Here is an 11,874-nt window from a genome sequence, read left to right as displayed (position 1 = left end):
GGATCGCCGGCCGTACGACGAGCCAGGCCCGGGTCCTCCGACTTCGCCGGACCCGAGGGCGTCGACGTCGCCTTGGACACGTCCGCCTGATCGCTGGAGCCGTTGCTCTGGATCGACAGGCCGACCAGCACGACTCCGGCCACCGCGATGGCGACGAGCGGCGCAATCCGCAGGTAGGCCCGCCGCCGGCCGTCTGCCTTGTCCTGCGCTCGGCGGGTCGACTCGTTGGACGCCATCCGGCTCCTCCACTTCTTGGCCACAATTGGGGTACAACTAGGATACAAGCACTCCGTCGGCGTGAGCCCCTCGGTCGGCGTACTCCTCGCAGAGCAGGTCACCAACAGCGACATCTGGGCCGGAGGCGCCCGGACCGGCAGCACCCTGGGCGCCACGGCCGCCGGCCTGCCGCCGGCCGTCTCACACCATCGTCAACGGTTGCTCTCAGCAACTTGTGGCGTCAGAGGTCACGGAAGGTTGAGGCGGAAGACGCGGGCGGAGGGTTCGGGCGTGGGGGTTGTGATGGTCAGGGCGCCGGATGAGGCATGGAAGGACCAGTCGCCCGGGTCGGCCGGGAAGTGCGGCTCGAGCCGGGTCGCGGGGAGGGGAAGGGTGATGGTGGCCGGGCCGGGCGTGCGGTGCCAGACGGCGAGGTAGCCGGTCGCTGGACCGTTGAGGGTGAGGGCGATCCATTCGTCGTTCCACCCGGGGAGGCCGAGGGGCCAGCCCGGCTCGAGGGTTTCCAGGTCGGCGAGTACGGCGCGGTGCGCGGCCAGTGCGGAGCGGATCAGGTCGAGCTCGTCCGGCGTCATCCGGTTCAGGTGGCCGGACAGGTACAGGCGCCCGAGGATGCCGTTGACGAGGGCGAACGTGAACTCCTCACGGCTGGTCCCGGTGATCGGGTATGCCCAGTGCCCGGCCTGCTCGGGCAGTACGGCGGCCGGCGCGGCCGCGGCGATCGGTGCGTAGAGCAACGGATGTTCCTGGTCGGAGGTGGATTGCAGATGAAGCCGGGACAGCATGGCGTAGTCCATCCGCATCGCACCCGACGCGCAGTTCTCGATCAGCAGGTCCGGATGCCGCGCCTGCACGTCCTCCAGCCAGTTGAGTACGGCGCGATTGTGCTCGAGCAGGCCGTGACCGAGCGACGTCCCACCTTTGTCGCTGCCCGGTCCGGTCTGGGTGTTGTTGTCGAACTTGAAGAACCCGATGCCGAAGTCGCCGACGAGCCGGTCGACCGTGTCGTCGAGGTGCTTGCGTGCGGCCGGATCGCGCAGGTCCAGCAGGTACCGGCCATTCTCGGCGATCCGCCGGCCGCGCCGGGTGAGGAAGGCCTCGTCGGGCAGCTCGGCGGCGATCGGTGAACGGACGCCGACGACCTCGGGTTCGAGCCACAGCCCGGGCACCATGCCGTGCCGGTGGATCCGGTCGATCACCTCGGCCAGCCCGTTCGGGAAGCGGGTCGCCGACGGTTGCCAGGCACCGACGGTGTTCCACCAGTCGCCTTCGGCGTACCACCCCGCGTCGATGCAGAAGTAGTCGGCACCGGCCTCGGCGGCGGCGTCGATCAACGGCAGCAGCTTCGCGGTCGTCGGGTCGCCCAGCAACGTGTTCATGTAGTCGTTGAAGACGACCGGCATCCGGTCGTCGACCGGGCGGCGCCTCCGGATCGCCCGGCGCTGCCGCGTGAGCGCCCCGAACACGCCGTCGACGTCGCTTCCGGTGACCAGCGACACCGGCACTGACGTGAACGGCCGGTCGGCGGTCACCTCGACGCTCCACTGGTGCTCGAGGTCGGTCGGCCCGCTCAGCAACAGATAGCCACCGCGCCGGGTCTCGCCGAGCTCGTAGTGCCAGGGCCCGTTGTGCTCGATCTGCCAGCCGAGGGCGTACGGCGTACCGCGATCGACCAGCACGCCGATGGGCAGCGCTTCGCCGGTCGACCACGAGTTCGTCGAGGTCACCGCGTACCGGCTGTTGGCCACGTGGTGGTGCGGGTCGCGGACGATATCGGCCAGCACGTCCCGGACGCCGTCCTTCGACCAACGGTTCTCCGCCATCCAGCTGTTCGCGGCCGAGTACAGGTCGGCGTCGATCGATGCCAGGCCGACCACCAGCGACGAGAGGTGGGTGAGTTCCAGCGAGCCCGGCCCGGTGATCGAGGCTTCACTCCAGGCGCGTACGCCGGCACCCGCCTCGAAGACGCTGGTCACGCGAAGCCCGGTCGCCGGGTCCTCCTGCACGATGCGCAGCGTCGTCCCGGTGTCCGTCTGCCCGACGTACCGCAACCGCTGCCCGAGAACGGTCCCGGCATGACGATTGGTGGAATGACCGTGCCCGACGGCCGCGACCTCCACCAGAGGCTGGCTCGGTGCCGGGTCGCCCCCGTTCGGCTGCGAGGCCTCGCGGACGGCGATCAGCCGGACGGGACCGTCGTCGAGGGCGAAGGTGAGCGTGAGGTCGGGCGTGGTCCAGCGCAGCAGGTCGGTCATAGGTCCTCAGGTGGTCGTGGAACTCGACGGGCGGTGGTCGATGAGGTAGTCCTCGACGGTGAAGAGATGGGCCGCCATCCGGGTACGGGCGCGCTCCGGATCGCGGGCGGTGAGCGCGGCGAGGATCGACAGGTGCTCGCGATGCGAGGTGTCGTCGGCTCCGGGCTGTGCGACCGAGCGGCGGAGGCGATCGCGCATCGTCCGTCCGCCGAGGGCCGTGATCAGCGCGGTCAGCACCGGGTTGCCGGCCGTCTCGGCGATGATGCGGTGGAAGGCGATGTCGTTCTCGATCACGGTCTCGTGGTTCGGTTCCGCGAGCCGCAGCTCGGTCGCGTTGCGGCGCAGCAGTTCCTCCGCGGCGGCCAGCGCGCCCGCGTCGATCTGCCGGGCCGCGAGTGCGGCGGCCTCGGTCTCGAGGATCCGCCGTACGGCGTGCAGGTGGTGCGTACCGCTCCCGTCCTGGAGGTCCACCACGAAGCCCATCGGAGCCAGCAGCAGCGACGGATCGAGGGTCGTGACGTAGGTGCCGGCGCCCTGCCGGGTCTCCAGCACACCCATGATCGACAGTGCCCGGACCCCTTCGCGCAGCGGGTTCCTGGACACTCCGAGCGCGGCGGCGAGATCCCGCTCGATCGGCAGCCGGTCCCCCGGGCGCAGCCGGCCGTCGATGATCATCTGGCGGACGCCTTGCACCACTACGTCGGTCTGGGAGACAGCGGCGCTCATGGCAGTTCGCCGGCGGCGCTCGCGGCCCAGCAACTGCCGTCCGGAAAGCTGAAGGTCTCGATCGACTCCCTGTACATCTCGGCACTGTAACCGGGCGCGACCGGCAGCACGTACGCGCCCTTCCGCACGATGCAGGGCTCGACGAAGTGCTCGTGGAGATGGTCGACGTACTCGGTCACACGCCCCTCGAGCGAACCCGACACGGCGACGTAGTCGAAGATCGCCAGGTGCTGGACGAGTTCGCACAGCCCGACGCCGCCCGCGTGCGGGCAGACGGGCACGTCGAACCAGGCCGCGAGCAGGTAGACCGCGAGTACTTCGTTCACACTGCCGAGGCGAGCGGCATCCAGTTGGCAGTAGTCGAGCGCACCGGCCTGGAACATCTGCTTGAACAGCACCCGGTTCATCCCGTGCTCGCCGGACGCGACCCCGATCGGAGCCACCGCCTTGCGGATCGCGGCGTGACCGAGGATGTCGTCGGGACTGGTCGGTTCCTCGATCCACAGCGGGTCGAACTCCGCCAGCGCCTTGACCCATTCGATCGCCTCGGGCACGTCCCACACCTGGTTCGCGTCGATCATCAGGTGACCGTCCGGTCCGAGCACCTCGCGGGCGATGCCGCAGCGCCGGATGTCGTCGGCCAGGTTCGCGCCGACCTTGAGCTTGACGTGTTTGTAGCCGGCGGCAACGGCTTCCTCGGCGAGCCGACGCAGTTTCGCGTCCGGGTATCCGAGCCAGCCGGCCGACGTGGTGTAGCAGGGATAGCCGGTCTCCGCCAGCTCCCCGATTCGTTGCTTCCGGCCACTTTCACGGCCGGCCAGCAGCGTGATCGCCTGCTCCCGGGTGAGTACGTCGGTCAGATACCGCAGGTCCGCGGCGTCGACCAGTTGCTCCGGCGACATCTCGGCGAGCAGCCGCCACAGCGGTACGCCGGCCCGGCGGGCGGCGAGGTCCCACGCCGCGTTCATCACCGCCGCCAGTGCCAGATGCACGACTCCCTTGTCCGGGCCGAGCCATCGCAGCTGGCTGTCGGCCTGCAGGGCACGGTACGTCCCACCGAGATCACCGCAGACCTCGTCGACGTCCAGGCCGACCAACGGTCGAGCACGTTGCCGGGCCGCCGCGACGCACAGGTCGTTGCCGCGCCCGATCGTGAACGTGAAGCCGTGACCCGCCAGGCCGGGTTCGTCGGTGTGCAGGACGACGTACGCCGCGGAGTAGTCGCCGTCCTTGTTCATCGCGTCGGACCCGTCCTGGGTGCGCGACGTGGGGAAGCGGACATCGACGACCTCGACCGAGGTGATACGTGGCATGGCGGGCCTCACTGTCACGGATAGATGGGATCTTTTGCCATCTTTGATGAGCTTCAGTATGGATCAGAGGCAGCACGGGCGCTACGATCCCGGCAATTCATGGGATTAATCCTCGTCCTTCCGGCCATCGGACGGGGCCGGAGCACCAGCTGACCACGGCACGGACAAGGAGGCTCCATGGCAACACTGACCACAGTCCGGCCGCCGGCCGGTGAGACACCGGTACGCCGCCGGCGACGACGTGAACGCCCAGGGATCCAGGGTCTGCGCCGCAGCCTTCGACGGCACTGGACGCTGTACCTGCTGATGGTCGTACCGCTGATCTGGTTCGTCGTCTTCAAGTACATCCCGATGTCGAACGCCGTCCTCGCGTTCAAGAGCTACAACGTGATCAAGGGCATCTGGGGAAGCCCGTGGATCGGCTGGCAGAACTTCGAGCTGTTCTTCCAGAACCCGGTGTTCTGGACCCTGGTGAAGAACACCTTCGTCCTGTCGGTCTACACGGTGGCGGCGAGCTTCCCGATCGCGATCGTCCTCGCCCTGGCGCTGAACGAGGTCCGCAACGGCGTCTTCAAGCGGACCGTGCAGCTGGTCACGTACGCGCCGTACTTCATCTCCACCGTGGTGGTCGTGTCGATGACCATCCTGGTGCTGTCGCCGCGGCTCGGCATCGTGAACGAGGGACTGGGCTTCTTCGGTGTGCCGGCGATCGACTTCCTCGGCAACCCCGGCTATTTCCGGCACATCTACGTCTGGTCCGACGTCTGGCAGACCACCGGGTACTCCGCGGTGATCTACCTGGCGGTACTCGCCGGCATCGATCCCGCGCTGCACGAGGCCGCCAGGGTGGACGGCGCCAGCCGGCTGCAGCGGATCCGGCACGTCGACCTGCCCGGCATCATGCCGACCGCGGTCATCATCCTGGTACTTGCCGTCGGCAACATCATGGCGATCGGTTTCGAGAAGGCGTTCCTGCTGCAGAACCCGCTGAACCTGAGCGAGTCCGAGATCATCGCGACCTATGTCTACAAGACCGGTCTGCTGAACGCGGACTTCAGCATGGCGACCGCGGTGGGCCTGTTCAACTCGGTGATCAACCTGGTCCTGCTGCTCGTCGTGAACGCCGTCGCCAAACGAATCACCGGGAACGGACTGTGGTCATGACTGCCGTCAGCGAGACGACCCCGTCGACCGGCAAGCGGCTCGAGCGCCGGGCCTCCCGCGCCCGCCGGATCCGCGAGCCGCGGACCGACCGGATCTTCCTGTTCTGCGTGTACCTGCTGCTCGCGGTCTTCCTGCTCGTCGTGCTGCTGCCGCTGGTGTACATCGTGGCCAGCTCCTTCAGCAGCCCGGACGCCGTGTCGGGCGGCCGGGTGACGTTCTGGCCGGTCGGCTTCTCGCTGCGCGGGTACCACGCCGTGTTCGAGAATCCGCAGATCGTCCAGGGGTACCTGAACTCGTTGTTCTACACGGTCGTCGGCACGATCGTCAGCGTCACGATGACGATCGCGATCGCCTACCCGCTGTCCCGGCGGACGCTGGTCGGCCGGAACGTCGTGATGACGCTGATCCTGTTCACGATGCTGTTCACCGGCGGCCTGATCCCGACGTACCTGGTGGTCCAGTCGGCCGGGCTGCTGGACACCCGGTGGGCGTTGATCGTCCCGCAGGCGATCGGTGTCTGGCAGGTCATCATCGCCCGCACCTACTTCCGGACCGCGATCCCCGACGAGCTGGTCGAGGCGTCCCAGCTGGACGGCTGCGGCGACCTGCGCTTCCTCTGGTCGGTGGTGATCCCGCTGGCCAAGCCGATGATCGCGGTGGTCGCGCTGATGTACGCGATCATGCAGTGGAACTCGTACTTCGACGCGCTGATCTACCTGAAGAACCCGGATCTGTTCCCGCTGCAGCTCGTGCTCCGGAACATCCTGATCCTGAACACCACCGGCGGCGGCGCCGTCGACGCGTCCGTCGTCATCCAGCGCCAGCAGCTCGCCGATCTGCTCAAGTACTCGCTGATCGTGGTGGCGAGCGTGCCGGTGCTGCTGATCTACCCGTTCGTGGCGCGCTACTTCACCAAGGGAATCCTGATCGGCGCCGTGAAGGGCTGATCCTCCGACTTCGTCCCGACCTCTGTGAGGAACCTGATGTCCGTAAAGCTCAGTAGGCGCCGGCGTGCCGCGGTGGCTGGCACTGCCCTGCTCGTACTCGCACTCGCGGCCTGCTCCGGCGGCGGCAGCTCGAAGGATCCCGCGAGCAAGCCGCTGCCGACGATCACCGGCAACCCGGCCGTCACGCTGAACGTCTTCGCTCCCCAGTCGGCCGACTGGAACCTCGCCACCAACGACTTCACCAAACTCGTGCAGCAGAAGTTCAACATCACGATCAAGTGGCAGAACACCACGTTCGACGGCGGCGCGGCCAAGGAGAAGCGGCAGATCTCACTGGCCAGCGGCGACTACCCGGACCTGTACCTGCTGATTCCGTGGGTCGACCAGTTCAGCCAGGTCGATCTGCTCAAGCTGGCGAACCAGGGCGTGCTCGTCCCGCTCAACCAGCTCATCGACCAGTACGCGCCGAACATCAAGAAGGCCCTGGACTCCACGCCCGAGTGGAAGGCGATGGCGACCGCTCCGGACGGCAAGATCTACGGGATGCCGCAGTGGGTGGACTGCTTCCACTGCTCGTACCAGGACAAGCTCTGGATGAACTCGGCCTGGCTGAAGAAGCTCGGGCTGCAGCAGCCGAAGACCACCGAGGACCTGCGGAAGGTCCTGGAGGCCTTCAAGACGCAGGACCCGAACGGCAACGGCAAGGCCGACGAGATCCCGCTCAGCGCGTCGGTCGGCAACAACCTGATCCCGTACTTCATGGACGCCTTCATCTACGACCCGCAAGGTGCCGGCGCCAGCAACGCCTCGACGCTCGTACTGAACAACGGGAAGGTTGATCTCCAGGCGAACAAGGACGGCTGGCGCGAAGGCCTGCGGTACATCAACTCGCTCTACAAGGAGGGCCTGATCGACAAGGGCGCCTTCACCCAGAACGGGGACGCACTGTCGCAGCAGGGCAACCGCGCCGGTTCGGTGGTCCTCGGTTCCGCCACCGTGCTGCATCCGGGCCAGTTCGTGAACACCGGTTCGGCGGACGGCCGCGACAAGCAGTACGACGCCGTACCGCCGCTGACCGGGCCGAAGGGTGCGAACTACACCGGCTACACCTTCCCGAGCGTTCCGGGTGCCACGTTCGTCCTGACCTCCAAGGCGAGCCCGGAACAGCAGATCCAGGCCATCAAGCTGCTCGACTACATCTTCACCGACCAGGGCCAGATCAACGGTCAGTTCGGCATGGAGGGCAAGGCCTGGACGAAACCGGGCCCGGGCGACGTGGCGCTGGACAAGGCGATGAAGCCGACCTTCAAGCAGATCACCCAGAAGCCCGGGTCGAAGCCGCTCAACTCCGGCTGGGGCGCGCTCGCGCAGTACAACAACACGGCGAAGTTCCGGAACTCCGAGGTGATCGGCACCGACATCTACTCGCAGGCGGGGTACGAACGTAAGTTGTTCGAGGCAACGAAGCTGTACGCCGGCCACGAGGACAAGGCCCAGATCTATCCGTTCTGGAAGGTGTGGATCGACCCCACCCTGGCCAGCGAGGTCGCGACGCTGCAGACCAACATCGAGAACTACGTCCAGCAGAACGCACTGCAGTTCATCACAGGCTCGAAGAACCTCGACACCGACTGGGACGCCTACGTGAAGGGCCTGGACAGCCTCGGCCTGAAGCGGTACCTGCAGATCCAGCAGAACGCCTACGACAAGGTCCCCAACAAGTGACGTACAGCGGCTACCTTTACGCGCACTTCAAGCGGGAGTCCGGCGACGGGGAGCAGATCCACTTCGCGGTGAGCGACGGGAACGACCCGTTGCACTTCGACGATCTCAACGGCGGCCGGCCCGTACTGCGGTCGGCCGTCGGTGAGCGCGGTGTGCGCGACCCGCACCTCGTACGCTCTCCGGACGGATCCCGGTTCTTCCTGGTCGCGACGGATCTGCGGCTGCACGTGAGTCTCGACTGGGACCGGCACCAGCGGCACGGCAGCCGCTCCATCGTGATCTGGGAGTCCGCCGACCTCGTGCACTGGAGTACGGCGCGGCTCGTCGAGGTCGCACCGCCCGAGGCCGGCAACGCCTGGGCGCCGGAGGCGGTCTGGGATCCCGAGCAGGATGCGTACCTGGTCCACTGGTCGTCGACCCTGTACGCCGGTCCCGAACACGAAGGCCAGGCGTACAACCGGATCATGCGCGCGACCACCCGCGACTTCCGCGGCTTCTCCGCGCCACAGGTCTGGATCGACCGCGGCTGGCAGACGATCGACGCCACGATGATCCACCACGACGGGGCGTGGTACCGCTTTCTCAAGGACGAGCGCAGCCGCACCGCCGACGCACCACTCGGGAAGTCGGTGTTCTGCGAGACCTCACCCTCGCTGACCGCCGTGGACTGGAAGCCCGTTGCCGAGGGCATCGGCCTGGGCACGATCGTCCGGGGCGAGGGACCACTGGTGTACAAGTCGAACACCGCGGACAAGTGGTACCTCTGGATCGACGAGTTCACGCCCGAGCGACGCTACGTCCCCTTCGAGACCACCGATCTGGCCGGCGGCCACTGGACTCCCTGCGACTCCTACCGTCTGCCGGACCACCCCTGCCACGGCGTGGTGCTCCCGATCACCGCCGCCGAGCACCAACGCCTCACCCGGGCCTGGACGTAACGCTGACGCGGCACCGGTTGGGGCTTCGGTCATGGGTGGGCTTTCCAGGCGGTGGACTGGGCGGTCAGGAGTGCCTTGAGATTGCTGAGCGTCAGGTTGTAGTCGGCGACGTGCAGGCCGAGGGGCGACGTACTCGCTGACGCCGGCAGGAAGTCTCCGCCAGTGATGTGCAACCAACTGGAGCTTCCACCGGCGCCCGGTGCGTACCGGCACTGGCCGGTGAGCGTCGAGGGGTAATGGGCGAAGCCCGTGGCGTAGTCCATCAAGTTGTACCCGAGCAGCACGAGCGCGAGATGACCGTTGGGGTTGAGCAGGTTGCCCTGCACGAGACTCCGCGTCGGCATGTAAGCGTCCAAGGATGTCGTCGTACCGGCGTCATCGCCGCGCAGGAGCGCCGCCGGATTGACGCACGCGATCTGGTGGCCAGGCTTGTTGCTCCAGGCAAGCGTCCCGGAGCCGGGCGCAGTACCGGCCGCCGGTGTGTACGACGAGTAGGCCACCACGCAACCGACCGGAACCTGCAGGCCCGAGCCTCGCCGGCACAGCGGCAGGTGCTGGAAGGTCGAGTCCGGGTCGTCGCCGCCTCCGGCGACGCCACCGGTCGGCACCTGTACGGCTCCGCCGAGCAGCACCGCGGACACCAGTTGGCGGGTGACGTCAGGGTTGCCGTCGATCGACGACTGGATCAACCGCTCGATCGCGACACTCCCCTGCGAGTGACCTAACAGGATCACCCCGCGCCGCTGCCCGGTCCGCGGATCCAGGTTGTCGTGTTGCCAGTAGTAGTCCCACGCCTGCCGGACATCGGCGAAGCCGGGGCCTAGGTACGCGTCGGCGCCCAGGATCGTGCCGACCGCGAGGTCGGGAAGTGTCGCCTGCCGGTAGAGCGGTGCGAACATCCGGCACTGACCGGTGAACTGAGCAGCCTGCGCGAACATCACGGCCGCCTCGTTGGGACGAGCGGCCGGTGGAATCGAGCCGAGCTGCAGCAACGGGTTCGCCACCAGGTCGACCGTTGGGTACACGTAGAAGCAGTCGACCGGCGGATCCGGCTCGGACACGAAGTGCTCGACTTGTCCCCCGGTCAGGGTCGAGTCGAGCGTGACGACGCCGCCGTCCGGATACCGCACGAGGCCCGGCGACTCGACCGGGTTCCCGGACGCGTCCTGGTTGCACGGGTTCGCCGGCATACCCGGCTTGCACAACCAGACCGGGTCGGCCAGCGGATCGCCTGCCGTGGCCGGTGGTGCACCCGCCGCCGCGATCAGCAAACCGGCCACGACCGCAGCGATCAAGGGCTTCATCCGGACTCCCATCACAGATCTGCTTCCACCAGGCCGGCCGGATGACGTGTCGTCTCGCCCGATCGCGAGACGACTTCCACCTCGACCGGCGACTCGACCCGGAGCCGGGTCCCCTCGACGTTCACGGAGACCACGCCGTACGGCGTCGGCGCCGCACCACGCGCCCACGTGAGCGACCCGAGCCGTGGGGCGATCCGGACCACCTCGAATCCCGGTACGGCGGGACTGATGCCCAGTGTGTAGCGGACCAGATCACGTGTAGGCGTGGCCGACCAGCCGTGGCAGTACGACCCGCCTTCCCAGCACTCGCGGAACGCCGTCGGTGCGTCCTTCAACAGGTCGAGCCAGTCGAGGCACAACTGTTCGATCCGGTCGGCCGCGCCGAGTAGCGCCAGCGCGTCGTGGACGACGTACCTGAAGAAGGGCTGCGCGCCGACGACCAGCCGCTCCGTGTCCCAGTCGGGTTCCGGCCGCAGGGACACGGGTTGATCGTCGTTCGGCCCGCGTGCGTCACCACCGTGGTCGGCCAACGGGCTCGCGGTGAACATGGCGTCGCGGTCGAGGAGCAGCCGGAGTACGTCGGTACGCCGCTCGGGTGGTACCAGGTCGCCGCACACCGCGGCCGCGGCTACGTGCTCACTGACCGACGATCCGCGCCTGCCGCCGACGACGTTGTCGCGGTAGGCACGCCGTTCCGGATCCCAGAACAGCTCGAATCCGCTCCGCAGCCGCGCGTGCAGCTCCCGCGCCCAGCGCGCACGGCCCGCGTCTCCGAGCCAGTCGGACAGCTCCGCGAAGTCCAGCAAACCCCTTGCCACCAAGGCGTTCAGCGCCGCGCTCGTCCCGCGTACCTGGACCGGCGACCAGTCGATCAGCACCCAACCCGGTACGTCGCTCACCAGGCCGTGCTCGTCGACGTACCGCTCGAACCAGCGCAGGATCCCCTCGACCGTGCCGGCCAGCGAGGCGACGAGCGCGCGATCGCCGGTGTAGCGGTAGAGGTTGTGGACCGAACGGATCCAGTGCAGCGACCAGTCCGGGATGGTCGGGATCTGCGTGGTCGCGAAGTCGCCCGCGACGACCATCGGCAGCAGTCCGTCGACGCGCGGCTGCGCCGAGAGCTGGGGGTTCCAACGCGCGAGGCTCCAGTCCTGGTTCGCGACCAGGTCCACCGATTGGTGCACGACCGCGTCTCCGGTCCACGCCCGCTGCTCCCTGGTCGGGCAGTCGACGTACGCGTCGTGCGCGGTCAGGTCGACGGTCCGCAG

Annotated in this window: 10 protein-coding genes; 4 read left to right on the top strand and 6 right to left on the bottom strand. The window is 67.8% G+C overall.

The annotated features are described in order from the left end of the window. The 4 genes from VFF46_RS23370 to VFF46_RS23355 all read right to left on the bottom strand — a co-directional run. Positions 1-236, bottom strand: a 236-nt coding sequence (locus tag VFF46_RS23370) for a hypothetical protein (protein ID WP_325039331.1), incomplete at its 3' end; no start/stop codon positions are given. Positions 237-464: 228 nt separating this feature from the next. Next, positions 465-2,489 carry a glycoside hydrolase family 36 protein gene (locus VFF46_RS23365; RefSeq protein ID WP_325039330.1) on the bottom strand — a complete coding sequence of 675 codons (2,025 nt, stop codon included), beginning with the start codon at positions 2,487-2,489 and terminating at the stop codon, positions 465-467. Between the two features lie 6 nt (positions 2,490-2,495). Continuing rightward, on the bottom strand, positions 2,496-3,215 hold the full coding sequence (locus tag VFF46_RS23360) for a FadR/GntR family transcriptional regulator (RefSeq protein WP_325039329.1): 720 nt from the start codon (positions 3,213-3,215) through the stop codon (positions 2,496-2,498). Next, complete coding sequence (locus VFF46_RS23355) at positions 3,212-4,528, bottom strand: L-fuconate dehydratase (RefSeq protein WP_325039328.1); 1,317 nt, start codon at positions 4,526-4,528, stop codon at positions 3,212-3,214. The genes VFF46_RS23360 and VFF46_RS23355 overlap by 4 nt, the downstream gene beginning before the upstream one ends. A 177-nt stretch (positions 4,529-4,705) precedes the next feature. Between VFF46_RS23355 and VFF46_RS23350 the strand changes: the two genes are divergently transcribed. The 4 genes from VFF46_RS23350 (at position 4,706) to VFF46_RS23335 (ending at position 9,302) form a co-directional block, all read left to right on the top strand. Beyond that, positions 4,706-5,692, top strand: coding sequence for an ABC transporter permease (locus VFF46_RS23350; RefSeq protein WP_325039327.1), 987 nt, complete (start codon positions 4,706-4,708; stop codon positions 5,690-5,692). After that, positions 5,689-6,639, top strand: coding sequence for a carbohydrate ABC transporter permease (locus tag VFF46_RS23345; protein WP_325039326.1), 951 nt, complete (start codon positions 5,689-5,691; stop codon positions 6,637-6,639). Before VFF46_RS23350 ends, VFF46_RS23345 begins: the two co-directional genes overlap by 4 nt. A gap of 72 nt (positions 6,640-6,711) precedes the next feature. After that, a complete protein-coding gene (locus VFF46_RS23340) occupies positions 6,712-8,364 on the top strand; it encodes an ABC transporter substrate-binding protein (RefSeq protein ID WP_325039325.1) in 1,653 nt (550 codons plus the stop codon). Continuing rightward, entirely contained in the window at positions 8,361-9,302 is a 942-nt protein-coding gene (locus VFF46_RS23335; protein ID WP_325039324.1) for a glycoside hydrolase family 43 protein, read from the top strand. The genes VFF46_RS23340 and VFF46_RS23335 overlap by 4 nt, the downstream gene beginning before the upstream one ends. A gap of 29 nt (positions 9,303-9,331) precedes the next feature. Here VFF46_RS23335 and VFF46_RS23330 read toward each other — a convergent pair whose 3' ends face one another. After that, positions 9,332-10,606, bottom strand: a complete 1,275-nt coding sequence (locus VFF46_RS23330; RefSeq protein ID WP_325039323.1) for a DUF3089 domain-containing protein — start codon at positions 10,604-10,606, stop codon at positions 9,332-9,334. Between the two features lie 11 nt (positions 10,607-10,617). Further along, positions 10,618-11,874, bottom strand: a 1,257-nt coding sequence (locus VFF46_RS23325) for an alpha-L-rhamnosidase C-terminal domain-containing protein (protein ID WP_325039322.1), incomplete at its 5' end; no start/stop codon positions are given.

It is taken from the genome of Kribbella sp. (genome assembly GCF_035655035.1).
Classification (GTDB): Bacteria; Actinomycetota; Actinomycetes; order Propionibacteriales; family Kribbellaceae; genus Kribbella.
This window is presented reverse-complemented; position numbering and strand designations above follow the sequence as displayed.

Coding starts and splice junctions, on each gene's coding strand:
- VFF46_RS23365 (WP_325039330.1), bottom strand. CDS start 2,489: ATGACCGACCTGCTGCGCTGGACCACGCCCGACCTCACGCTCACCTTC.
- VFF46_RS23360 (WP_325039329.1), bottom strand. CDS start 3,215: ATGAGCGCCGCTGTCTCCCAGACCGACGTAGTGGTGCAAGGCGTCCGC.
- VFF46_RS23355 (WP_325039328.1), bottom strand. CDS start 4,528: ATGCCACGTATCACCTCGGTCGAGGTCGTCGATGTCCGCTTCCCCACG.
- VFF46_RS23350 (WP_325039327.1), top strand. CDS start 4,706: ATGGCAACACTGACCACAGTCCGGCCGCCGGCCGGTGAGACACCGGTA.
- VFF46_RS23345 (WP_325039326.1), top strand. CDS start 5,689: ATGACTGCCGTCAGCGAGACGACCCCGTCGACCGGCAAGCGGCTCGAG.
- VFF46_RS23330 (WP_325039323.1), bottom strand. CDS start 10,606: ATGAAGCCCTTGATCGCTGCGGTCGTGGCCGGTTTGCTGATCGCGGCG.